Source organism: Brachybacterium phenoliresistens (genome assembly GCF_000576425.1).
GTDB lineage: Bacteria > Actinomycetota > Actinomycetes > Actinomycetales > Dermabacteraceae > Brachybacterium > Brachybacterium phenoliresistens.
The window spans coordinates 22,444-47,083 of record NZ_KK069992.1 but is presented as its reverse complement, the minus strand read 5'-3'; the positions used below and the strand labels follow the sequence as shown (position 1 = coordinate 47,083).

The following is a 24,640-nucleotide window of genomic DNA, read 5'->3' as shown; positions in this document are numbered from 1 at the left end:
GATATGCGCGAAGCGGCCACGCCAGCTCAGACGCGCCGATAGTCCTCAGGGTGCGACGGGGACGGCGACGAATGAGGAGCCTGCGCCATGCACCACGAGCGGTGCGGGCCCGGCGTTGTCGACGGCCAGGACGATCCGCACGGTGTCGCCGCAGGTGATGTCCGGCAGCTCGCCGGACTTGTCGATCGACAGCATCTGATGGTGGGTGCGCCGGTCCACGTGCTGGGAGTCGTTGAGCATGCTCAGGCTGGCGCACGTCCGTCCGTCCGGGCCCAGGACGTCGGCTCTCAGCTCGACGTCGTACTCGCTGCCGCGCGCATCGGTCTCCGATTCGAGGCACATCGGCTCGCCGCCTTCGCGGGAACCGTTGACGATGGTGCAGGTCGTCACGTGCACGGTGCTGAGCACCTGGATCTGCCCCGTGCCGAGGTCCTCGAGGGGGACCTCCTCGAGGAAGGCCGGCACCCGCTCCCCCGCGCCGACCACGCGCGGCAGGCGCGCGGCGGAATCGAGCACGAACGCCTCGTCCCCGACCGGCGCCGCCGACCAATCGATCTTGACGTCCACCGTCGTGCCCTTGGCCGCGGCGTTCTCATTCGGTGAGCTCACCACCAGGCGGCAGGTCCGCTCGCCGTCGCCGGAGACCTCGTAGAGGAACTGGTTGTGCAGGGTGACCGGCTCGTCCTGCAGGAGGTTCTGCGTCCCGCCGATGGATCGGGAGTCCTCGCCGTCCGGCCCGACGCAGGCCAGGGAGACCCCGAAGTACATGGCGCTGCCCGGAGAGCCCGCTGGCTTCACGGTCTCCACGCTGAACCGCAGGAGGTACGTCTCCCCTGCCGAGACGGGGAACGACGCGGACGTCGTCCGGACCGTCTCCGGGACCGTCAGGGACACCGATTCGGAGACCTGGGTGCCCTCGTGCTCGCCCGTCGGATTCGGCGGGATGGGTCCGGGGACGTCCGGCTTCCACAGCACGACCACGGCGATGACCAGCAGGATGACGACGGTGAACGCAGACAGCGCCCATCGGAGTCGCCGACGTCTCCTCGCCCCGTCCGGCGTGCGTGCCATGGCCACTCCTTCGGCGTCGTCGTCCCCGCGGTCAGGAGTTCCGACCATCGCCGGCCCTCCAGGCGTCTCGCACGTCTCAGCAGTCCGCCGCACACTATACGGATCGTGATCGATCCGGTTCTGGGTGCGTCGGCCGGCAGCAGGAGCGCCGGGCGGTCCGGAGCCGGCTCCGTCACCGGATCGCTCCCGGCGAGCGGACGCGGTCCTCCGGATCCCGACCGTCCTCCGCGCTCGGGGCGTCGACCGGACCGGCCCCGGAGACGTCGCCCGGTCGCGTGTCTCCGGCCCGATGCGGAGGGGGTATATCGTCCGCTGGCGCGATTCGTCGGCACGTCTCCGACCCTGCCGAGAATATCGCCGCGGGTGCATTCTCCGGGCGATGGGGCCGGTCCGGCCTGCGTGACCGTGTTGTGACGTTGCCGAGTGATAACTCGCCCGGATCGCGACGGATCGTGACCATAGGGTTCTCCTATGGAAATGGGGTGGGGCCTCGGGGATCGGCCTCGAACGATCGATGATGCGCGCGCGATGAATGCGCGGCTGTATGGCGATGAGGCACAGGCGCGGGCCGAAGCCGAAGACACGGGCGGGGAGTACTGCCCCCGCTGCGGAGCCGTCTATCTGCCGCTGCCGGGGTTCCGGGACGGCGGGCACCAGTGCCTCCGGGACGGGACCGCCGCAGAGTTCATGATCACCGGATGATCCGTCGCGTCCGCCGTGCGGGCGGGAGCGGACCGGGGCGGATCAGACCGGGTCTGCGGGGCGCGGGTGCCTCGCATCGGCCAGCACCAGCTGGTACGGCGACAGCGTCATGATCTCCCCGCGGTCCCGCAGCGCGACCAGGTGGTCCAGCACGGCGGTGAGGCCCTCGACGGAGAGCTTCCCGTCCCGGCCCAGACGCGAGGGATGCAGCATGAGCTGCAGGCCCCGGCGCTTCCTCGCTGCGGCGTCGATCCGGGCGATGATCTCCTCCACGGGACGGGCGTCCATGGTCACGTGCGCGAGGCCGTCGCGAACGGTCCCGTCCAGGACCCGCTGCGCGGTCCCGGGGATGTGCCCGGAGACCACGGCGTGGTGGGCGAGGATGATGCGCCCGGCCTCGGTGGTCCACTCCTCGGGGCGGGACCCCTTGGCGAACCCGGCGTAGTCCTCCCCCGGGATCCCCGGCGGGTTGAAGCCCCAGACTCTGCCGCGGGTCGAGGGCAGCTGCTCCTCGATCTCGGCGAGGGAGGCGACGACCTCGTCCAGGATGTCCTCGGTGGTGCTCACGCCCCGATGGGAGGCCGTGTGGTTCCAGATCTCCACGTGCCGCGCACGCACCCAGCCGTCGATCTCCTCGGCGGTGACGCCCCGGTTCTCGCGCAGGTCGCCGGTGCGGGGGTTGTGGGCCTGCGCGACCGTGATCCGCCGGGCGATGGTCAGCGGCAGGACGTGCTCGGCGAAGTTCACCATGCCGTGGTCGAAGCGCAGCGCCACCGCGCCGAGCCCGCCGGTGTCCACCGCACCGCCCATGGCATGCACGAAGGCCGTCCGGCGGATCTCGTGCTGGATCCAGGCCTCGGCCGCATCGGGCGCCCGCAGAGCACCCGTCATGAGCCGAGGTCCCGCAGCCCCCGCAGACGCCAGGGCCGGTCCGAGGGCGCGGCCGCCTCGTCCCGGACGATCTGCAGGTACTCCTCGGACCCGGGGACGCGGTGGCCCGGCCCGAGGTACGGGGTGAGGGTGCGCAGCCGGTCCGCCCGCTCCGAGGCGGCGAACGCCTCGGTGAAGGGTAGGAAGTGCTCCTGGTGGTGATGGTCGTCGCCGGGGTTCTGGATGAGCAGGACGTCCTGGTCGAAGCCGATCCGTCGGTACCGCTCGATGAGATCCATGCGCGGGGCGTGCACCGGGTCGTCGCTCACGGTGTCCCGGCCGAACAGCGCCCAGTGCGCGACCTCGGCGATCCGGGGCACGTAGCGGTCCACCTGGATCTGCGGGTTGAAGGAGACCACGCGGGCTCCCTCGAGGTACGCGCCCTGCTGCAGGGCCGCGAAGCCGCCGCCCGAGTTCCCGACCAGCAGCACCTTCTCGATCCCGCGGTGACGGGCGTACGCATCGATCATGCGGGCGATCTCGCGGTGCAGGTCCTGGTCCTCCGTGCCGACGTACCAGGAGAGCATCATGCGGGAGTCGAGGTCCAGGCACGGGTCCGAGAAGAACATGACGGGCCCCAGCCCGAGGGTCGGCATGGAGCGCAGGCGCTCGTAGCGGGGCATCGTGAACTTCGTGCGGTCGGTGGCGCCGTGGAAGTAGACGGTCAGGACGTCCCCAGGGGCGTCGTGGAGGTAGGCCGAGGGGACCAGCTGGCCCAGGTCGACGCTCCACACGAAGGGCTCGCGCGCATCCGTGGGGACGGTCCCTGCGTCCAGGGTGGTGCGCACGGGCACGGAGTATCCGGGCTGGACGAGATCCTCCTCGGCGAAGCGGACCAGGGGGCCGCGGCGCAGGTTCCCGACCTGGGGGTGGCGCTCCACGCGGTCGGCGAGATCCGTCCCGGCGAGGTCGATGAGCGCGGCGCCGTAGCCGTGGTCGCGCAGCCCGTGCACCCGCAGCTCCTCGCCGGCGGCGAGCAGCCGGTCGATGCCCCGCTCGCGGGCGGGGACGCCGCCGCCCGCGGCACGGACCTCGGCCTTGATCTCCTCGATGGCGCGGCGCACGGCGACGCGCTGGGCGAGGGCCTCCTCGGGGGTCATGTCCCCGGCCGCGCCGAGCGCGATGGTCCGGGCGACGGCCTCCTCGGGATCGAGACCGGAGGGCACCACGGCGGAGAGCTCGGGCGTGACCACGAGCGTCTCGTCCAGGTGCTTGTCCCGGATGTCGACGGTGAACTCCTTGCCGCCGCGCGGCACGCGGCGGGCGTCGAAGACGGCGGGATCCACGACGTCGGAGACGACGGTGATGGCCCGGTTGCTGCGCCCCACCAGGGGCACCCGGATGCGCCAGGCGATGCGGCGGCCGTCCGCATCCGCGATCTCCTCGATCCGATGGTCCTTCAGACCGGCGGTCGACACGTGCAGGGCGACGGTGCGCCCGTCGGCGTGCAGCCGGAAGCCGCGCGCCCCCGGCTCGATGCGCACATCGGGGGCCACGATCCACTGCAGGTGGGCGACGTGCTCCTGCGAGGACCGCACGGTGTCGTCGACGACGACGTAGTTGCCGGTCCGGGCCAGGACCACATGGCGCTGCCATTGCACCCGCAGGTGGACGTCGGCCTTGACCATCAGGCCCTCGACGCGCTCGTCGGCGTAGTGGCGCACCAGCTCCGCCCCGCCGTGCAGGCGGTAGCGCACGTCCTCGACGTCGACGATCGAATGGGCGTCGGAGCCGGAAGCCGCCTCGTCCACGGGGTCGATGAGCCAGGCCCGGCCCTGGGAGTGGTAGGTGAGGCGGGCAGGGTCGTGGTGGGCCTCGCGGTCGCGCACAGGACCCAGCACCATGGTCATGAGCGTCTCGTCGCGGGCGTCCCGCTCGGTCTCGCCCCAGCCGCTGCGCAGGCTCACCAGGCCCGTCGGGTCCACGCGGGAGATCTCCTCGGGCGCCGATCCTTCCTCGCCGCCGGTGATGACGTACCGGGTGCGCGGATCCTCGGCGCCGGGGATCTGCTCCGGAAGCGCCCCGCCGACCGGGACCAGCGTGCCGTCCGGCGCCAGGGCATGGCGCCAGAATCCTGTCGCGCGGATCCGCGCGAAGATCTCGTGCCCCGGGTCGACCTCCGCCTCGCGCAGGGCCTCCTCCCACTGGCGCGCCGCCTCGGCGACCGCGGAGAGGTCCTTCGCCACGGCATAGCCGTCCGCAGTGAACGCGGACTCGGCGGCGGCGATCGTGCTCGCACGCAGCTGCTCGGGGCCGTCGCCCTGCCGCAGCTGCAGCGCCAGGCGGATCCGCAGCAGCTGCAGGCGGCGCTCGGCGGTGCCGCCCTCGGACTCCAGCTCCGCGAGCCGTTCCAGATGCGCGGGGATCAGGGCCAGCGCCTCGCTGCCCTCGGGCGCGCCGAGGGCCAGGGCGACGGCGCGCTGCTCGAGCGGGATCGGCCGCCAGGCGTCCGAGGCCGGATCCTGCGCGGTGCGGGAGCGGGACCAGGCCAGGGCGATGCGGGTCCATGCCGCATCGGCGCCCTCGACCGCGCCGCGAGCACGGCGCAGCGGGTCGATCCACCGCAGCGACTGCAGCGCCAGGGCGTGCACGCGCGGCAGGTCGCCGCCCGCGTCGTACGAGGCGGGCTCCAGCACGGCCACCGTGCTCTCGCCGATCCTCGTGCGGCCCTCGGCCAGGAACGTCGCGGCGCGCACGTCGCTGGCCCGGGACGCGAAGTAGCCCGTCTCGAGACGGGCGAGGAGGGGATGGGTCATCGTCCGCGCACCTCCTCCGCGCGACGGTTCAGCGCATCGACGTGGGTGCCGATGCGGTCCACCCACATGGCACGGTTCAGCCAGGACTCGTGGACCGGCAGGGCGTCCTCCCCGCGGATGATCTCGAGGAAGTCGCCGATGCGGTCCTCGCGCAGGAACTGCGGCCACAGCCGGGGGCTGCGGAACGCCTCCTGGAAGTAGTCCGGATCCGTGTCGTAGGTGGAGAGCTTCTTCTTCATGCTCTTCTTCGAATCCGCGATCTGCGCCTTGTAGTAGGGCACGCTTGTCCAGGCCGGCATGGCGCGGCGCACGATCTCGTCGGGGAAGACCTTCTCGATCCTCTCCTGCGGGTCGAGGTCGAAGCAGGCGCGCACGTACGCGGGGCCGGAGAGCATGATCGCGGACATCGAGCCGAGCGCCTGGTTGCCCCAGCGGCGGAACTTCTCCGTGAGGTAGAGGTAGTCCAGCGCGGCGAGGTCCTCGCGGCCGTGGCGACGGGCCCGCTCGTAGCTGCGGTCGAAGAACCCGTCCATCCCGGCGGCGGCCTCGGGGGTGACGAGGTTGCCCTGGAAGCTCTTGGCCGCGTACGCGACGGGGTGCGGCAGCTTCTCGATCTTCTCGAGGTCCCCGGGCCGGTGGTAGTAGTACCCGTGCATGATCTCCCCGCCGACGCCGCCGATGCTGAGGCCGGCGCGCCCGCCCGGGATCCGCACGTTGGAGCGCACGTTGGTGGGGGCGGCGTCGCCGTCCCACATGGCGAAGGCGTTGTGGAAGCGCTCCTCGAGGCTCATCGTGATGGTGCCGGGACTGGGATAGGTGAGGTCGTGGCGGACCTCCTGGCCCGGCGCCTCCAAGCCGGAGAACTCGGCCATCAGCTGCTGGGCGATCTCCGCCTCCGCCTCCAGCGTGCCCAGCGTGATGACGCGGGCGTCCCCGCCGCCGCTGAGCCAGATCGCGGCGGTCATGCGGGAATCGCGGCCGCCGCTGAGGTACACCGTCGAGGTGCGCACGCTGAGCCGGTCGAGGTTCCGGGCGATCCGCCGGGTCTGGTCGATCATGCCCTCGTAGTCGGGCCGTGCGTCGCGGCGGCCCACGAGCTCGGTGAGGTCGGTGTGCTCGCCGACGGTCACCTGGCCGGACGGGGACACGTCGATCGTGCCGGCCTCGCGCAGGCGGCGGATCCCGCGGATCGGCGAGTCGTCGCCGGTGAACCAGCCGGCGTGGACGTAGCGGCTGATCGCCTCGGCATCGGCCTCGACGGGCCCGTCGAGGAAGTGGGTGAGGATGCCGATGTGGTTGGAGGCGGCGACGAAGTCGTCGTTCATGACGTAGTACATGCGCCCCAGGCCTAAGGTGTCTGTCCAGACCTGCACGGAGCCGTCGGCCCGGCGCAGGATCCCGGCATGGTTGGGCAGCAGCCGGCCCTGGCGCCCGCCGCGCACGATCGGGGCGACCGTGCCCCAGTAGCCGTCGGCCTCGCAATCCTCGTCCACGGGGATCGGCGGCTGGGACACGGCGATGATCTCGCCGGCCTCCTCGTGCCAGGTGGAGGGCCGCCAGGCCCCCGCCATCCGGTCGGCGTTGAAGATCGCGGTGCTCTCGTCGAGATGGCGGTGGTCGACCGCCTCGCCGAAGACGGTGCGTGCGTCCTCGACGACCGCGTCGAAGAGCAGGGGGAGCAGCGATCGGGCCCTGCGAGTCCGGGCGGAGCAGACGAAGGTGATGTTCACGGGGGGTGCTTCCTTGTCGTCAGGTGGTGCGGACGGCGGGGATCAGGACAGACGCAGCGTCGTCGTGACGCTGGCGCGGGTGTCGATCGGGAAGGTGAAGCCGAGGGACCACGTCGGCTCGAGGTCGCGGTCCACCCGGGAGCGCCAGCCGCGCATCGGCTCGCGCTGCCCGCGCACCGGCTCGATCGGCGTTCCGGGTCCGGTGATGCTCAGGCGCACGGGCTCCCCGGGACCGGGGGCGATCAGGACGATCTCCTCCCCCACGCTCTCCAGCTCGAAGCCGCCGTCGACGTTCAGCCAGACGGTCCCCTCGCGGACGTGATCCGCCCCGGAGTGGACGGCGTCCAGGAGCCGCAGCTCCCGGCCCGGGATGTAGACCACGCGCCGGCGGTGCACGTAGTCCTCGTGGCGGACCCGGCCGCTGAGGTCGAAGCGCCCGCCCTTGTCGAGGCATTCGCCCAGGCCGCTGCCGTAGGGCTGGCGGCCGTGACGGCGCTGGTTGCGGCCGTCGAGCATGAGGGTGTTGTGGGCCATGGTGCTCTCGACGTACTGGCGTTCGGGGGCTGCGTAGTAGTAGCCCTCCTCGCGCAGCGGGGAGTCCCGCCCCAGCAGCTCGCCGTAGCCGAAGCGTCCGGCGTCGGTGAGGATCTGGCGGCCCCGGTCGAACCAGACGACGTTGAGGTCGTCGGCGTGCTTGTGGGCGCGGGAGTGGAAGGCGGCGCTGAAGGCGAGGTACCCGCCCTGGGACAGCTCGCCCGGTCTGCTCGGCTGCGGGGAGCGCACGAAGGCGTAGCCGCCGTCGGGGTACACGGCGAGCTCCTGCGTCGCCGGCTCGCCGTGCGCGCCGTCGGTGAGGATGAAACGGGTCTGCGGATCGATCGACTCCGCGGTCGAGGCCACCACCGGGGTCGCCGGGGAGTCCCCGAACTGCAGCATGGTCCCGTCGGGCTGGACCATCCAGCCCAGCACCTGCGCGGCCCGCTCGATGCGGCCGCGGATCTCCTCGTCCTCGATGAGCCCGTCGCGCACGGCCAGCTCGAAGGAGTTCAGGAGCATCCGGTGGTAGTCCGGGGAGTGCTCGAGGTGGACGCCGTCCGGGCCGAACTGCGAGCGCGCCATGCGGGCCAGGCGCTCCTCGCCCTCCTCGGCCGTGCGGGGGGCGTCCGGCAGCATGCCCAGGTGCTTGGCGGCATGGACCTGGGACACCGCGGTGTAGAAGCCGTGGTTGTTGCGGGGGTTGAAGGCCCGGTCCTCGTGCAGCTCGTCGAGGTGCCAGGCGAGGGCCTCGGCCAGGACCACGGTGTGGTCCCGGAGGTCCTCGCGCCGCGCGGCACGCAGGGCGAGGGCGATCAGCCGCGGGGTGCGCAGCGACTGCGACATGTCGTACCAGACCATCGGATCGGCCTCGTCGTCGGCGTCGCGGTGCAGGGAGATCCAGCTCAGGGCGATGCGGACCGCCTCGTCCAGCCAGCGGCCGCCGTCCTCCTCGTCGGCGGCGCGCAGCAGCGGGTCCATGAACTCGAAGGCGTGGAGGTGGAACCCCCAGGAGCGGTGCTCCCGGCCGTAGCGGGACCAGTCCGTGAGCGCGGCGACCGGGACGGGCTCGAACTTCGCGAACCTCCACCCGGTCTCGAGGACGGCCCGGGGGTCCTGCCGGCTGCGGCTGATGGTGAACCAGCCGGTGAGGTCCGGCAGCGGCGCCTCGCGCAGGGCCGTGAGGGCCTGGTCGAGGTCGACGCCGCGCTCGCGCAGGGCGTCCCGGGAGCGGGCGACCAGATCAGCGGGGGCCGGTGCGGGGCCTTCGGGCCCGGGGGTGTCGGCGGCGGTGTCTGACGGGACCGAGCGGAGGCTGTCGCTCATGGGGTACTTCCTGGTGGTGCGGCGGTGCAGAGCCCGGCGGGCGCCGGGCGGAGGAGGATCGCAGGGACGGGGACGTGCTGCCGGGGCGGCGGCGGTCAGGAGAGGCGGAGGATCGTGCTGACCGCCGCGCGGGTCTCGACGGGGACGGCGAAGCCGATCGACCAGACGGGCTCGAGCGAGCGGTCCTGGCGGGAGCGCCATCCGCGCAGCGGATCCGTCGCCCCGCGCACCGGTTCGAGCAGGCGGCCGGGGCCGGTGATCTCGAGCCGCAGCGGCCCCTCCTCGGAGGGGCGCTCCAGCACGAGGGTCTCCTCGGACTGGACGAGCTCGAAGTCGCCGGCGACGTTGAACCAGATCACGGCCTCGCGGGTCTCCGGGGCCTGGGAGAAGACCGCGTCGAGCACGCGCAGCTCGCGGCCCGGCGTGAAGACGACGCGGCGGCGATGGATGTAGTCGGCGTGGTGGACGCGCGCGGAGAGGTCGAAGACCTCGCCGTCCTGGGTCGCGTCGAGGATGGCGCTGCCGTAGGGCTCCCGGGAGCGGCGCTCCTGGTCGGCCCCGTCCATCATCAGCGTGTTGTGCGCCCGGGTGCCCTCGACGTACTGGCGCTCCGGGGAGCCGTAGTAGAAGCCCTGCTTGCGCAGCGGCGAGTCGGCGGGCAGCAGGTCGCCGTAGCCGTAGCGCCCGGCGTCCACGAGGATCTCCGCGCCCCGGTCGTACCAGACGACGTTGAGGTCATCGGCGTGCTTGTGGGCGCGGGAGTGGAAGGCTGCGCTGAAGGCCAGGTAGCCGGACGTCCCGAGCTCGCCGGGCCCGCGCGGGGCGGGGCTGCGCACGAAGGCGTAGCCGCCGTCGTGGAAGACGGCGAGCTCCTGGGTCGGGGCCTGCCCGCGGGCGCCGTCGGACAGGATGAACTCCGTCTGCGGGTCGAGCGAGGTGGCGCCCTTGGTCGTCATAACGGTGGCCGGGGTGTCGCCGAGCTGGACGAGCCGCCCGTCGGGCTGGACCATCCATCCGAGCACGTGCGCGGCCCGGCGGATCCGCTCGCGGATCTCCTCGTCCTCGATCAGCCCGTCCTGGATCGCGCGCTCGAAGGAGCCCAGCAGCATCCGGTGGTAGTCCGGGGAGTGCTCCAGGTGCACGCCGTCGGCCGCGAACTGCCGTTCGGCCATGATCCGCATGCGGTCCATGCCCACCTCGCCGGTCCGTGCGGCCCCGGGAACCGGTGCGCCGAACCGGGCCAGGTGGAGCTGGGACGCGGCGGTGTAGAAGCCGTGGTTGTTCTTGGGGTTGAAGGCCTCGTCGCGGTGGAGCTCCTCCATGTGGCGCAGGAGGCCGTCCACCAGGATCGCGGCCTGCGGACGCAGATCGTCGTGCCTGCTCACGCGGATCAGCAGGTTCAGCAGCATCGGGGCACGCAGCGCGAGCGACATGTCGTACCAGGCCATCGGATCCTCCGGCGGCTCGTCGCCGAGGTACGTGGCCAGCCAGTCGAGGGCGATGTCCAGCGACGCCTCGAGCCAGCGCCGGTCCCCCGACTCGGTGTGCTCGCGCAGGAGGGGCTCCAGGAACTTCCAGGTGTGCAGGTTGAAGCCCCAGGTCCGATGGCGATGGCCGTACGAGGCCCAGTCGGGGCTCTCGGCGACGCGGATCGGCTCGAACTCCTCGAAGACCCATCCGTGCTCGAGGATGTCCTGGCCGCTCTGCTTCATGCGGTCCAGGGAGAACCAGCCGGTCAGCGGCGCGGTCTCGACGTCCCGCAGGGCGTCGATCACGTCCCCGGCATTCACGGCCCGCTCGCGCAGCCGGAGCTCCGCGGCGAGCGCCTCGGAGGCCGGCCCGGCGTAGCCGAGAGAGCGGTACACGCGGTAGTACTCGCTGACGTTGCTGTCCCAGGTGCGGTGGTTGCGCACCCACGCCGCGGCGCGGGCGCTCAGGTCGGCGCGTCGCGCCGGGTCCTCGACCAGGGCCAGCAGCTTGCGCGAGAGGTCGTCGGCGCTGCCGGCGGTGAACGTCTCGACCGCCTGGGACTGCCGCGCGATCTCCTGCAGGGCGCCCACGTCCGAGAGGATCACGGCGCGGCCGGTGGAGAAGGCCTCGAACGGCTTGAGCGGCGTGACGAGATCGGCGACGGCGGCCGGCTTGCGCGGCACCACGAACAGGTCGATGAGGCCGTAGTAGCGCAGCACCTCCTCGTGGGGCACGCGCCCGGTGAAGTGCACGCCCTGCATCTTCTGGGCCTCGGCATGCTTCTTGAGGGTGGGGAGGTAGTCGCCGTCGCCCACGATCAGCAGGCACATCGGCGCGTCCGAGACGTTGGAGGCGAGGTGATAGGCGTCCAGCAGGGTGTCGATGCCCTCGTACTCCACGATCGAGGAGATGTACCCGACCACGACCGCGTCCGGGGGCAGGCCGATCTGCGCCTTGAGCTCCTGGTCGGGCTCCTGGACCGGGAAGCTGGAGGGCTCGACGGAGTTGGGGACGATCGAGACCGCCGAGGGCTCGATGGCGCCGCGGGCGGACTCCAGGATGTGGTCGCGCATGACCTCGGCGAGCGTGAACACGTGGTCGGCGAGCTCGCGGACGACCTCCTCGGCGTGCCGGCGCAGCGTGTAGGCGGCCGGCAGCCCGTACATGGAGAACAGGCTCTCGGCCTCCTGGCCCCAGCCCTGCGAGGTGATGGTGCGCGAGAGCCAGGACTCCTCCCAGAAGCCCCGCGACTCGTACACCGTGGGGATCCCGTAGCGAGCCCCCACGGCGTGCGCGATCAGCGCGTTGAAGAAGTCGGACTGGGCGTGCAGGACGCTGGGCCGGACCTGCTGCACCAGGTGCGCGAGCTGCACCATGTTCTCGGCGAGCCACTCGTCCAGGAGCAGGTCCTTGCGCGGCTTCCCGGGGAGCAGGTAGTAGTCCACGCCCTGGTGGACGTAGTGCTCGATCTGCTCGACCTCGTGCTCGGTGATGCCGGCCTGCCCGACGATGGCGACGGGGAGGCCCTTGCGGGCCTGCGCGAGCGCCGTGTACTGGGTGCGCAGCGTGTAGCCGGTCTGCGTGTCCGGCAGGACGCGACCGACCACGTGGAGGATCGGCCCCTGCGGATCGTGCGGGTCGCCCTCGGGAAGGTCCGGGGAGACCGTCGTCGGGTGCGCGAACAGCTCGATCTCGTGCTCGATCTTGTCCACCGCGCGCGCATCGTTCTCGCGCCGGGACTTGCGGGCGACCTCGGCGACGACCCTCGCGGCGAGGTCCCAGTAGCCGGCGGCCCGGAACGCGCGGTAGATCGCGCGGAGGTTCGTGAGGCTCTGGCCGGACAGCAGGTCGAAGTGCTCCAGCAGAGGTCGGGTGCGCAGGAAGTCGCCGTGGGAGAGGTAGTCGTCGAACAGCCGGGCGGCGAGCTCCGGGGAGATGACCGCCGTCGGCGTGCGCCCGAGCATCAGGGCGGATTCGAAGGACGCCCGCGTGATCTCGCGCGAGGTGCCCGACAGCTGCGCCACCTCGGTCTCGACCTCCTGGAGGAAGCCGGCGGGGACGCGCTCGCGCAGGACGCGCACGTCCTTGCGGACGCTCTCGAGGCGCTCCTTCCCCCGGGCGTGGGCAGTGCGGAGGTTCTGGACCCCGCCGCTGAGCGTGCGGCTGGACTCCTCGAGCGCCACGACCTGCTCCGTCAGCCCGGCGACGCCGGTCGCGGTGGCGCGGTGACGCTCCGCGAGGTCACCGACGGCACCGTCGATCCGGGACACGACGCCGCCGGTCCGGGCGAGCTCCGTGCGCGCGGACGCGAGCGCGGCATCGATGCCCTCGAGCCGGTCCCCGTGCTCGCGCAGCGAGCCCTCGAGGCCGTCGGCGCGCCGCTCCAGGGCGCCCGCACCGTCCTCGAGCGCCGCGGCGCGCTCCTCGAGGGCGCGCTCCGCCGCCTCGAGGACGCTCGCGCGATCCGCCAGGGAGCGCTCCCGTTCCTCGAGGTTCTTCGCCCGGGTGGCCAGACGGTACGTCGAGGTGACGGCCTGGTCGATCACCCGGTGCGCGACGATGCACGTCCCGATGACCAGGACGATCCCCAGGATGCCCGCTGCCGCGGCGAGCAGGGGCTGCCCGGTCGCCGCGGCGAGGGCCAGGAGGATCACCGCCAGCGCCCAGCCGGCCCCGCCGGCGAGGATCGCCGTGCGCACGTTCTGTCTCATGGCTTCATGCCTCGTTCCTGCTGTCCTGCGGTACTACGGGCGCCGACGGCGCACGGTCACTGCGTGTGGCCGCCGAAGTCCTTCGGGCGGGGGCCGCCGCTGAACTTCCAGCGGATGGCGGCGATGGTGCGCTCGGCGGCGCGGCCGTCGCCGTAGGGGTTCACGGCATTGGCCATCGCGCCGTAGGCCTCTTCGGAGTCCAGCAGCAGGGACACCTCGTCGACCAGGCGGCGACGGTGCGTACCGATGAGCTTGACGGTCCCGGCGACCACGGCCTCCGGGCGCTCGGTGTTCTCGCGCATGACGAGCACCGGCTTGCCGAGGCTGGGGGCCTCCTCCTGGACGCCGCCGGAGTCGGTCAGGACGATGTCGGCGAGGCTCAGCGCCCGCGTGAACTGCGCGTAGGAGAGCGGCTCGAGGAGCACGACGTTGTCGAGCCCCTCCACGGCCGGGCGGATCGCCTCGCGGACCTTCGGGTTCTTGTGGATGGGGAACACGACGGTGAGCTCGGGGTACTTCCGGGCGAGGTCCGCGACCGCGCCGCCGATGTCCTCCATGGCGGAGCCGAGGTTCTCGCGGCGGTGCGCGGTGACCAGCAGGACCTTGCCCGCCTCGCCGGCGCTGCGGGCGTTCTTCAGCGCCTCGAGACGGTCGTCGTCGAAGGTGACCTCGAGGGTCCTGGTGGCGAACAGGAGCGTGTCGATGACGCTGTTGCCGGTCACGACGATGTCGTTCTCGCTGATCGCCTCGTGGACGAGGTTCGCCCGGCTGGTGGAGGTCGGGGCGAGGTGGAGCGTGGTGATCTGGCTGGTGAGCTTGCGGTTCGCCTCCTCGGGGAAGGGCGAGTTGATGTCGCCCGAGCGCAGCCCGGCCTCGAGGTGGATGACGGGGATCTGCCGGTTGAACGAGGCCACGGCCGCGCCCATCACGGTCGAGGTGTCGCCCTGGACGATCACGGCGTCCGGCTTCTCCTGCTCGAGGATCCCGTCGACGCCCGAGACGACCTTGGCCACGATCCCGTTGAGGGTCTGGCCGGCGCTCATGATGTCGAGGTCGTGGTCCGGCTCGATCCCGAACATGGTGTTGACCTGGTCGAGCATCTCGCGGTGCTGCCCGGTGACGACGGTGATCGACTCGAGGTCGGGCTCGGCCTCGATCGCCTTGATGATCGGGGCGACCTTGATCGCCTCGGGCCGGGTGCCGTAGATGGTCATGATGCGAAGAGTCATGGAGTCTTTCCTGAGCGGTGAGGGGAGGGGGTGAAGGAGGAGGACGGGCCCCGTCAATCGGGATCGTCGGGGAGCACCGTCTTGAGGAAGGTCCGCTTCGGGGACGGCGTCCGCGCGTTGAAGACCTGCGTGAAGGGATCGGGTTCGAGCTCGGGCGCCTCGCGGCGCCGGCCGTGGGGCTCATCGGTCTCCGCCGCGGAGGCGGGCTCGAACAGCCTGGCCTCCCGGCGCTGCGTCTCGCCCTCGAGGATGGCGTCCCGCAGCAGGCCGGCGGCCTTCGCCTCCTCGCCCATGGCGAGGTTGTGGGCGAACCACCGGTACTTGCGGGCGACCTCGACGGCGTCGCCGTCCTGGACCACCTGGCCGCGCTCCATCCAGATGGCGCGCGAGCACATGTTCTCGATGGTCTGGGCGGCGTGGTTGACCAGGAACACGGTGCCCGCCTTGGCGAGCATCTGGTCCATGGCCTTCTTGGAGCGCTCGGCGAAGGTGGCGTCCCCCGTGGCGAGGGCCTCGTCGATCATGAGGATCGCCGGGTCCGCCGCCAGGGAGATGGCGAACTTCAGCCGCCCCGCCATGCCGGAGGAGTACGTGCGCATCGGGAGATCGATGGCGTCGCCCAGAGCGGACAGCTCGACGACCTCCTCGAAGGCGGCATCGGCCTGCGCCGGGGTCAGGCCCATCGCCAGCGCCCCGAGCTTCACGTTCTCAGCCCCGGTGAGATCGGGGATGAGCGCCGCGCTCACGCCGAGCAGCACCGGCTTCGCCGAGGTCAGCACGGTGCCGGAGCTCGGCGGCTCGAGACCGGCCAGGGTGCGCAGCAGGGTGGACTTGCCGGAGCCGTTGCGGCCGATGAGACCGACGAACTCCCCCGATCGCACGGCGAAGGAGACGCCGCGCAGCGCCGCGACGGACACCATCTGCTTGCGGGTGAGCTTCCCGGCGAGCCCCTTGCGCGGCTTGCGGTCGGTGCGCTGGACCTTGTAGCGCATGCGCACGTTGTGCGCGACGACGGTCACCGGGGAGTCCTCCGGGGAGACCCAGGGGTGCTCTTCGATCGGGGTGAATGCCTCGGTGCGGTCCGGGTCACTGGCCTCCGCCATAGCTCGCCTCCCCTCGCCAGAAGTACACGAACCCGCCCACCAGCAGGCCGAGCGACCAGGCGCCCAGGATCAGCCAGGCGTCCGGAGGCGGCATCGTGCCGTGCTGCAGGATCCCGCGATAGGCCCTCAGCATCTGGTACACGGGGTTGACCTGGATGACCGAGGCGGCGACCGGGTGGGTGAGGAACCGTTCGATCGGGAAGATGACCCCGGAGCCGTACATGAGCACGCGCGAGACGAAGCTCATGAGCTGCGAGACGTCCGGGATCTGGAACCCCAGCCGCGCGAAGATGAAGCTCAGCCCGAGGTTCATCATCCACTGCAGCGCGAGGACGGGGAGGATCATCGGCCACATGATGTTGGGCAGCTCGTGCTCGCCCAGCACCATGATCATGACCAGCATCGCCCCGACCGCCCAGAGCATCTGCATCCCCTGGCGCAGCACCGCGGAGATCGGGATCGCCGCCCGCGGGAAGGAGAAGGCGCGGATCATCGCACGGCTGTTGTGGAGGGAGCTCGGTGCCGAGGTGATCGCGGTCGAGGTGGCGCGGAACATGAGCACGCCGATGATCAGGTAGGCCGCGAAGTTGTCGATGCCTTCTCTGGTGGTCTTCAGGATCACGCCGAAGATGAGGAAGTAGAACGCGGCGTCCATCAGGGGGCGCAGCAGGAGCCAGATGTTGCCCAGCCGGTTCCGGCTGTTCTGGGTGACCACACGGTGGCGGGCGTCCATCCAGATGAAGTGCCGGCGCTCCCACAGCTGGGCGACGTAGGCGTCCAGGGAGGGCCGGACGCCCACCGGGGAGAGGTTCTCCGCCCGCAGCCCGCGCGACTCGAGGGTCGCGATGATCTGCTGGGCGTCCTTGGGCTCGCTCGCCGTCGGCATCACACCTCCTTCTTCGGGGCCAGGACCGTCTCGTAGACCTCGCGGTATCTTCTCACCGCACCGCTCCAGGATCGGCCTGCGGCGATCTCCACCCCCGCGACCCGGCGCGTCGCGGCGTCCGGCGCGTGATCTCGCGCACCGGCGAGGGCGGCGCTCAGCGCCTCCGCGAGGGCCTGCGGGTCCTCCGGCGGCACCAGCCGCGCGGCGAGGCGCCCGTCGGGACCGGTGACGACCTCCCGCAGCGCGGGCAGGTCCGAGACGATCAGGTCCCGGCCGAGCGCCAGGGCCTCCACGGGCTTCTGCGGGGTGACCGCCCGGGCGACGGCCACGTCCCGCCGCGGCACCACGACCACGTCGAGCGCCTCCACCCAGCGCCGGGCCTCGTCCCGCGGCACCCGGCCGGGCAGATGCACGCGGTCGGCGATGCCGAGGTGCGCGGCGAGCTCGATCAGCCCGGGTCGGGAGACGCCCTCCCCGGCCAGCACCACGTGCACGCGCTCCCGCAGCTCCTCCGGCAGCCGGTGATCGGCCACCAGCACCGCGACCGCGCGCAGCAGCACGTCGAATCCCTCGTAGTCCACCAGGGCGCTCACGGCGCCGACCAGCACCGCATCGGCGCCGAACCCGGGCAGCTGGTCCAGGCCGACGAGGGCGCGCGCCCGCGCGGGACCGATCCCGCCGCTCAGCAGCGACGCGTCGACGGCATTGGGGACCAGCGTGATCGCGGCGGGATCCACGCCGCGCTCCACGAGCTGCTCCGCCATGGTCCCCGAGAGGGTGACGACGGCGTCCGCGGCACGGGCCAGCTCGGCCTCGGCGGCGGCGATCATGCGGTACCGCTGGGAGGCGGCGGCCTCGGCCCGGGCCTCGTCGCCGCGATGGGAGGCGACCCAGGTCTGCTCCATGAGCCCGCGCACCTCGAACACCCACGGCAGCCCCGTCATCTCCGAGACGGTCCGGGCGACGAGGGCGTTGAGGTAGTTGGTGGTGGTGTGCAGGACGTGGGGGCGGAACTCCTCGACCAGCTCGAGGGCCCGCGCGATCTCGGCCTGGACGCGCTGGGTCTGGGTCTGCGGGAGGGAGCCGGGCAGGGTCCTGGCGTAGCGGATCCCGTCGACCACGTCCTCGTCGCGGGCCAGCGGCACCCCGACCATCACCGGGTACCCGGTGCGCGTGAGCGCCAGCGATGCGATGCCCTCGTCCCGCAGCGCGGTGAGGATGCGGTGGCTGCGCAGCGAGTAGCCCGACTGCGTGTGCGGGAGCGAATTGGTCAGCAGATGCAGCACCCGCAGCTCGTCGCCCGCGGGTCCCGGGACGGTCCTCGCCTCCGGGCGGCGGGAGCCGTCCGGCGGCGGGACCCGCATCCCCGGGGCGAGCAGCTCGCGCTCGCTGCGCAGGCGGAGGGCGTAGCGGCTGTCCTCGAGACCCGCCTCCCGCAGGATCGCGAGGGCGCCGTCGAGGTCGCCGCGCGACCAGGCGGCGCGGGCGCGGGTCGGGGCGGGGGCGTCGGTGCGCAGCAGGTCCAGGCGGTCCAGCAGGATCGCCACCTCGCCGCGCAGCCGCTCCCCCGGCCGGGCCGGGGCGAGCTCGAGGGTGCGCTCGGCGGCTGCGGTGCGGCCGGCCATCACCGAGCCGAGCGCGCCGAGGCCCGGCAGCACCGGCCCCGTCCGCGCGATCGCGCGGCCCAGCAGCATCCGCGGGCCGAAGGGAAGGCGGCGCCCGGCCTGGATCGCGAGCAGGGCAGGGTCGTCGACGCAATGCTGGGCGGCGGCCTGCGCGAGCAGACGGGCATTGCGGAGGACACCGCGAGCTCGGGACCACGCCGGCCGGGACAACGTGCCTCCAGGGCCTGGGTGCGTCACGCGCCCGAGGATACCCGGCGCTCCGGCTCTCCCCGACTCTGCGGCGGGCCGCGCCGGCGGCTGCTGCGCGTTCAGGCCACACCCCGCCAGGCGGCGCGACGGCGGCGCTCGAGCCCGACCACGTGGTCGGGGATGGCGTCCAGGACGTAGGCCTTGTTCAGGGCGGACTCGTGGGCGGAGTTGCCCTCCCCTGCCGCGACCATCTCCTCGATGCTCGTCATGAACTCCGGGGTGAACCACTGCTGCCACTGCGTGCGCTCGTGCACCAGGCGCTCCATCGACCCGGGAGAGGTGTCCCAGGTCCGGATCCCCCGGGCCTTGGTGGTGCTGGTCGCCTCGGCGAGCGTGGCCTTGTAATAGCCCACCTGCTCCCACGCGGGGATCAGGGCCCGCGACAGGGCCTTCTGCATCACCTTGTCCAGCCGCTGCTGCGGCGTGAGGTCCAGGCAGGCGCGCACGAACACCGGGTTCAGCAGCAGTACCAGCGAGGTCGAGTTGAGCTGGGCGTTGATCCACCGGCGGAACTTCGAGGTCATCTGGAACACGTTCAGGGCGGTCGCGTCGTGATGGCCGAGAGCGCTGGTGAACTCCTTCTGGTGCTCGAGGAACTCCAGCATGCTGCGCCGCGAGGACTCGGTGTTGCCCCGGCCGGCGAAGGCCTTCGCGACCCGGTCCACGGGGTGATCGAGCTTCCGCACCAGCGCGAGGATCTCCGGGGTCGCGTAGTAGATGCCGTGCATCACCTCGCCGTTGGCCCCGCCGATCGTCAGGCGGCTGCGCGCCGGGGGCCTGCGGATCGCGGCCTTGAGGTTCCCGGGGGCGAAGTCGCCGTCCCACTGCAGCAGCCCCTGGGCCAGGCGGTCCTCGATGGAGAACTGCGCGATGCGCCCGGGATTGGGGTAGGTCACGGTGTGCTCGAGGCCGCGCTCGGACATCGGCCGCTCCGCCTCGAGGGCGGCGACCAGCTGCTCGGCGATGTCGACCTCGCCCTGCAGGGTGCCGACGGTCTGCAGGCGCCCCGACTTCCCGCCGGCGATCCACGCCGCGGCGGTCACCCGCGAGTCCTGCCCTCCGGAGAGGTGGACGATCGGGTCCTGCACGGCGATCTCGCCGCCGTTGGCCGTGAGGATCGCCATGGACTCGGCCACGGCCTGCACATCCGGCTCGGTCTCGCGGTAGCCGAAGTGCTCGGCGTCCTCGCTGTAACGGCGGATGGTGACCTCGTCGTGCCGGCCGACGGTGATCACCTCGGAGGCGCCCAGCCGCCGCACCGACGCGATCGGCGAGCGGTCCTCCGGCCAGAAGCCGACCTGGGAGAGGACATCGGCCCCGTAGTCATCGGTCTCGAGCGGGGCGGAGGCGAATTGCGAGACCATGCCGATGTGGGTGCCCACCGCGACGAAGTCGTCGTTGCGCACGTAGTACGCGCGGCCGAAGCCGAACAGGTCGTTCCAGGCTTCGAACCCGCCGTCGTGCCACAGGGCGATGCCGAAGTAGCCGGGCTGCACGGTCCGGCGCCCGGCGTCCTCGCGCAGGGTGCCCAGCGCCCATCGCTCCCACTCGCGGCGCGGGACCTCCTGGGTCACCGAGACGGGAGGCTGCGACAGGGACAGGCGGCCGTGCTCGTCCTCGAGCCAGGTGGGGGCGTTCCAGGTGCCGCTGACCGCGCGGGCGTTCATCAGCACCCGTCGATCGGTGCGCTCGAGGGCCATGTCCTCCAGCCCGTAGGCCTCCGTGCCGATGCTCAGGGCCGATGCCCACACGGCCGGCAGGAGGTCGCGCCCGCGCGCGGAGATCGCCGCCGCGCCGAAGGTGATGTTCACTGTCGTTCTGCTCCCTGTCCCGCTGCGGGACGATCCTCGATGGTGCTGGTCCGGGGTTCCGACGGGCGCCGGCCCGTCGCGTCCGGAGGTCTCAGTGCTCGATCGCCCCGGCGATCCTCTCGCGCAGCTCGATGAACTCGGGCATGCGGCGCATCTCCTCGCCCAGCTGCTTCCCGGCGTGGGCCGAGAGGGTGATCTCCTGGTCCAGGACGATGCGTCCGGGCCGGGCGCTCATGACCAGCACCCGGTCCCCCAGGAACACCGCCTCGTCGACGTCGTGCGTGATGAACAGGACCGTGCGGTTCTGGGCCCGCTGCAGGGCGAGCAGATCGGCCTGGAGCCGGGCGCGGGTGATCGCGTCGAGCGCGCCGAAGGGCTCGTCCATGAGCACGACCTCGGAGTCGTTCGCCAGCACCCGGGCGATCTGCGCCCGCTGCTGCATGCCGCCGGAGAGCTCGTAGGGCCGCTTGTCGCCGAAGTCGCCGAGGCCCACCAGCTCGAGGTGCTCCTGCGCGCGCTCGGCGCGCTCCTTCTTGGAGATGCCGCGGATCCGCATGCCCAGCGCCACGTTCTCGCGCACCGAGAACCACGGGTAGAGGTTCGGCTGCTGGAAGACGACGCCGCGCCCCGCGCCCGGGCCGGTGATCGGCTCGCCGGCGCAGCGGGCGGACCCGCCGGTGGGCGTGAGGAAGCCGGCGATGACCTTGAGCAGCGTCGTCTTCCCGCAGCCCGAGGGGCCGACGACGCAGACGAACTGCCCGCGGGGGATGTCCAGGTCGGTCTCGGCGAGCGCGTGGACGACCTCGCCGCCGTCGGTGATGTAGCGCTGGGAGATCCCCTCGAGGGAGACCAGCGGCTCGGCGGCGGCAGGCGTCGCGCTCATCGGGAGACCTCCTCGATCGCGTCGGGATAGGGCATCTGCTGGTAGACGGCGGGCTCGGCCTGCGCGTCGATCTCCCCCTGCGCCTCGAGGAACTCCGCGGTCCCGATCAGGGCGCCGCCCAGGGCGCCGGGCGCATCGGCCGTGCCGAAGTAGTCCGGCCCGGCCTGCTCCGCGGCGCTCGGGTAGAGGTAGCCGTCCAGCAGCCCGCCCGCCTCCTCCGGCGTGATGCCCAGCTGCACGGCGATGGAGGCGGCGGCGCGGTCGGGCTCCTCGGTGAGCAGGCGGCTGCCCTCGGCCTGGGCCGCGGTCCACATCCGCACGAACTCGGGGTTCGCGCCGATGAAGTCATCGGTCCCGGCGACGAGGTCGAAGGTGGGGGCGCCCGCCGTGGCGGACTCCTCGCTCGAGGTGATGACGTGCCCGCCCTCCAGCAGCTGGGTGAGGGTGGGCTCCCAGATCCAGGCGGCGTCGATCTCGTCGCGCTGCCAGGCGGCGAGGATGGCATCGGGCGCGAGGTTGATGACCCGCACGTCGGAGACCAGGCCCTCCTGCTCGAGCAGGGTGAGCAGGGAGTAGTGGGCGGTGGAGCCGAAGGGCACGGCGATGGTCTTGCCGCGCAGCCCCTGGAGGTCCTCGATCGCCGGATCCTTGACGACGAGGGATTCGGCCTGGCCGATCACGTCGCTGATCCACAGCACCCGGATGTCCTTGTCCAGCGGCGGGGAGGCGGCCTTCACCGCGGGGCTCGAGCCGACCTGGGCGATGTCCAGCGAGTTCGAGCCGAAGGCCTGGATGACGTCGCCGCCGGAGTTCATCTTGACCCAGGAGATGTCGGCGTTGGGCATGCACGCCTCCAGCAGCTGGAGGTCCTTGACCACGAGGTCGCCGTTGGGGATCGCCTGCCAGGCGATCCGTGCGCTGGTGGTGATCGACGGGTCCGGCTCGACCGGGCAGGCGACGGCCCCGGAGAAGTTGTCCGGGTGGCTCGTGCGGCCGGACTGCACGCAGCCGGTGAGCGCGATCGCGAGGCAGGCGGCCGCGACGGCCAGGCGCCGGGGTGCGGTGGTGCGGGGCGAGGTCATGCTCAGACCTTTCCGTGCCAGGGGGTCAGCCGGTCGCCGACCAGACGGATGCATCCGTCCAGCGCGACCGCGACCAGGCCGATCACGATGATGCAGGCGATGGTCAGCGGGGTGTTCAGCTGGGTGCCCGAGATGTAGGCGAGCCCGCCGATGCCCGGGATGCCGTTGTTGAGCTCCGCGGCGACGACGGTGGTCCAGGCGAAGCCGACGGACAGGCGCACGCCGGAGAGGATCGAGGCGGCCGCCGCCGGCAGCACCACGTACCGGGCCACGTCGACGGGGCCGGCGCCCATGGACCGCGCCGCGAGCACCTGGTCCTCGCGCACGCCGCGCACGCCGTCGATGGTCGCGATGACGATCGGCGGGAAGGCCGCCAGGAACAGCAGCAGGTACTTGGAGGTGTCGCCGATCCCGACCCACACGATGATCAGGCCGATGTAGCCCAGCGGCGGCAGCGCCCGCAGGAAGTTCAGGTAGGGCGCGAGGGCCGTGTTCACCGGCTCCCACATGCTCATGAGGAAGCCCAGCACGACACCGGCCACCACGGCCAGGGCGACGCCCAGACCGATGCGCTGCAGGGAGGCGACCAGGTGCTCCCACAGGTAGTAGTTCTGGACGCCGCAGACGGTGCGTCCGGAGGCCTCGTCCACCACCAGGCAGCGGTTGGCGTCGACGAACGCGGAGAGCACCGCGCCGGGGCCGGGGAGGTAGAGCGGATCGATCAGCCGCAGCGCGGCGACCGCCCACCACAGCAGGATGACCAGCAGCAGCACCGCGGCCTGCAGGGCGCGGGTGCGCAGCGTCCTGCGGGAACGGCTGCGACGAGCCCGGGTGGCGACCTCCGCGGAGGCGTCGGCGGCAGACGCAGTGGTGCTCATGCAGGTACCTCGGTCCAGCGCAATGACAGGAAACGCCCAGGACCCTACCGCAGACCCCGCCCCGCCGTGACCCGTACGTTACATTTGGCATCCGCTCTTCCCCCGACGCGCGGGGACGCACTCCCCCACGGCGCCCCTGCGGAGAGGCCGCCATGCCTGCTCTCCTCGCCCTGTCCCTGATCGGCGCGTTCTGCCTGCTCGGAGTGGCCCTGCGCCGCCGGATCCCGCCGCTGCGCAGCGCCCTCGTCCCCGCCACCGTGATCGCCGGGTTCCTCGGCCTGATCGCCATGAACCTCGGCCTGCCCCGCCTCGTCGACGGGGTCGACGCGTCCGTGTTCGCGGCGCTGACCGCGCAGCTGTTCACGCTGTCCTTCATCTCGATCGGCCTGGCCCGCGCGCCGCGGACCGACTCCCCCGGCACCGCGGGACGCACCGGGGGCCGGCGCGCCTCGGGGCTGCTGCTGGGCGCCTGGGCGATGGGCCTGACCTGGGTGGTGCTGTTCACCGCGCAGGCCATCGCCGGGTTCGGCGTGGTCGCCGCCGTGGGCGGACCCTCCGACATGCACCCGATGTACGGGCTGCTGGCCGCCTTCGCCTTCGCCCAGGGACCCGGCCAGGCCGCCACCTTCGGCGCGATCTTCGAGCAGCAGGGCTGGGAGGGCGCCGTCGACGTCGGTCTCGCCTTCGCCGCCGCCGGGTTCTTCGCCGCCTTCGCGCTCGGCGTCCCGCTCGCGCGCTGGGGCATGCGCAAGGGCCTGGCCCGCCACGCCGCCCCGTTCACGCCCTCGGTCCAGCGCGGCTATTTCGGCCCCGAGGAGGACACCGAGCAGATCGGCCGCCAGACCATGTTCTCCGGGAGCATCGACACCCTCTCGCTGCACATGGCCGTGATGGGCGTGTGCTACCTCCTCGCCCACGGCCTGTCCTGGGCGTTCTCCTTCCTGCCCGGGTTCCTCGGCACGACCATGAGCGGGCTGATGTTCTTCAACGGGCTGCTGGCCGCGTACATCGTGCGCTGGGCGATGGGCCTGCTGCGGGCGGACCATCTGCTCGACCCGGGGATGCAGAACCGGATCACCGGCTTCACCTCCGACTTCCTGGTGGTCGCCTCGTTCATGGCCGTGCAGCTGGCGGTGGTCCTCGCCTGGATCGTGCCGATCCTCGCGACGATCGCGGTGGTCACGGCGCTGTCCCTGGTCATCGCGTTCTTCCTGGGACAGCGGTACGGCTCCGACCACGACTTCGAGCGCGCGATGGGCATGTTCGGCACGGGCACCGGCACGACCCCGACGGGCCTGGCCCTGGTGCGGATCATCGACCCGGGCATGCGCACCCGCACCATGGCGGAGATGGGCCTGATGAACCTGCCGGAGATGACCTACCTGCCGGCCATGCTCGTGATCTCCGCGGCCTTCGCCGGCAGCCTCGGGGCCTGGCCCGCGGCCGGCATCCTCGTCACGCTGCTGGCGGGGATCGTGCTGCTGATGCTGGCGACCCGCTCCATCGGCCCGCGCACCTGGACCTTCCGCGGCGGGCACGCGGCCGCCCCGGCCGCCGACGCCGAGACCGCCGAGTCCACGGAGTCCGCGGACTCCCCCGCAGCCGTCGACCCGTCCCGCGACTAATGCCCGTCCGCGACCGACGCCCCGTCCGCGACGGACGCC

Annotated in this window: 15 protein-coding genes; 1 reads left to right on the top strand and 14 read right to left on the bottom strand. The window is 72.1% G+C overall.

Annotation, left to right across the window (positions count from 1 at the left end; all coding sequences use genetic code 11):
• Positions 1-45: 45 nt before the first annotated feature.
• From BF93_RS08305 to BF93_RS08235, 14 genes are all read right to left on the bottom strand, one after another.
• On the bottom strand, positions 46-1,071 hold the full coding sequence (locus BF93_RS08305) for a hypothetical protein (protein ID WP_038371990.1): 1,026 nt from the start codon (positions 1,069-1,071) through the stop codon (positions 46-48).
• A gap of 744 nt (positions 1,072-1,815) precedes the next feature.
• The gene (locus BF93_RS08295) at positions 1,816-2,664 is read right to left on the bottom strand and encodes a polysaccharide deacetylase family protein (protein WP_038371988.1); all 849 of its coding nucleotides are present in this window, start codon (positions 2,662-2,664) and stop codon (positions 1,816-1,818) included.
• Positions 2,661-5,459 carry a heparinase II/III family protein gene (locus tag BF93_RS19560; RefSeq protein ID WP_038371987.1) on the bottom strand — a complete coding sequence of 933 codons (2,799 nt, stop codon included), beginning with the start codon at positions 5,457-5,459 and terminating at the stop codon, positions 2,661-2,663. Before BF93_RS19560 ends, BF93_RS08295 begins: the two co-directional genes overlap by 4 nt.
• Entirely contained in the window at positions 5,456-7,189 is a 1,734-nt protein-coding gene (locus tag BF93_RS08285) for an asparagine synthetase B family protein (RefSeq protein ID WP_038371985.1), read from the bottom strand. The genes BF93_RS19560 and BF93_RS08285 overlap by 4 nt, the downstream gene beginning before the upstream one ends.
• 42 nt (positions 7,190-7,231) lie before the next feature.
• Positions 7,232-9,049 (bottom strand): heparinase II/III domain-containing protein, encoded by a 1,818-nt coding sequence (locus tag BF93_RS08280; RefSeq protein ID WP_038371984.1) that lies wholly within the window; start codon positions 9,047-9,049, stop codon positions 7,232-7,234.
• Between the two features lie 95 nt (positions 9,050-9,144).
• Positions 9,145-13,230 carry a heparinase II/III domain-containing protein gene (locus BF93_RS18940; RefSeq protein ID WP_051486714.1) on the bottom strand — a complete coding sequence of 1,362 codons (4,086 nt, stop codon included), beginning with the start codon at positions 13,228-13,230 and terminating at the stop codon, positions 9,145-9,147.
• A gap of 56 nt (positions 13,231-13,286) precedes the next feature.
• The gene (gene wecB / locus BF93_RS08270; RefSeq protein WP_038371983.1) at positions 13,287-14,459 is read right to left on the bottom strand and encodes a non-hydrolyzing UDP-N-acetylglucosamine 2-epimerase; all 1,173 of its coding nucleotides are present in this window, start codon (positions 14,457-14,459) and stop codon (positions 13,287-13,289) included.
• 53 nt (positions 14,460-14,512) lie between these two features.
• On the bottom strand, positions 14,513-15,562 hold the full coding sequence (locus tag BF93_RS08265) for an ABC transporter ATP-binding protein (protein ID WP_038371981.1): 1,050 nt from the start codon (positions 15,560-15,562) through the stop codon (positions 14,513-14,515).
• Positions 15,546-16,448 (bottom strand): ABC transporter permease, encoded by a 903-nt coding sequence (locus BF93_RS08260; protein WP_051486713.1) that lies wholly within the window; start codon positions 16,446-16,448, stop codon positions 15,546-15,548. The genes BF93_RS08265 and BF93_RS08260 overlap by 17 nt, the downstream gene beginning before the upstream one ends.
• Positions 16,448-18,310 (bottom strand): glycosyltransferase, encoded by a 1,863-nt coding sequence (locus tag BF93_RS08255; protein WP_232226272.1) that lies wholly within the window; start codon positions 18,308-18,310, stop codon positions 16,448-16,450. Before BF93_RS08255 ends, BF93_RS08260 begins: the two co-directional genes overlap by 1 nt.
• 71 nt (positions 18,311-18,381) lie before the next feature.
• Positions 18,382-20,133 (bottom strand): asparagine synthetase B family protein, encoded by a 1,752-nt coding sequence (locus BF93_RS08250; protein WP_038371978.1) that lies wholly within the window; start codon positions 20,131-20,133, stop codon positions 18,382-18,384.
• Between the two features lie 91 nt (positions 20,134-20,224).
• Positions 20,225-21,016 carry an ABC transporter ATP-binding protein gene (locus BF93_RS08245; RefSeq protein ID WP_038371977.1) on the bottom strand — a complete coding sequence of 264 codons (792 nt, stop codon included), beginning with the start codon at positions 21,014-21,016 and terminating at the stop codon, positions 20,225-20,227.
• Complete coding sequence (locus BF93_RS08240) at positions 21,013-22,098, bottom strand: taurine ABC transporter substrate-binding protein (RefSeq protein WP_038371975.1); 1,086 nt, start codon at positions 22,096-22,098, stop codon at positions 21,013-21,015. The genes BF93_RS08245 and BF93_RS08240 overlap by 4 nt, the downstream gene beginning before the upstream one ends.
• Before the next feature lie 2 nt (positions 22,099-22,100).
• Entirely contained in the window at positions 22,101-22,976 is an 876-nt protein-coding gene (locus tag BF93_RS08235) for an ABC transporter permease (protein ID WP_038371974.1), read from the bottom strand.
• Positions 22,977-23,128: 152 nt separating this feature from the next.
• On the opposite strand from BF93_RS08235, the gene BF93_RS08230 reads away from it, so the two are divergent.
• On the top strand, positions 23,129-24,601 hold the full coding sequence (locus BF93_RS08230; protein WP_051486712.1) for a sodium/glutamate symporter: 1,473 nt from the start codon (positions 23,129-23,131) through the stop codon (positions 24,599-24,601).
• The last annotated feature ends 39 nt before the right edge of the window (positions 24,602-24,640 follow it).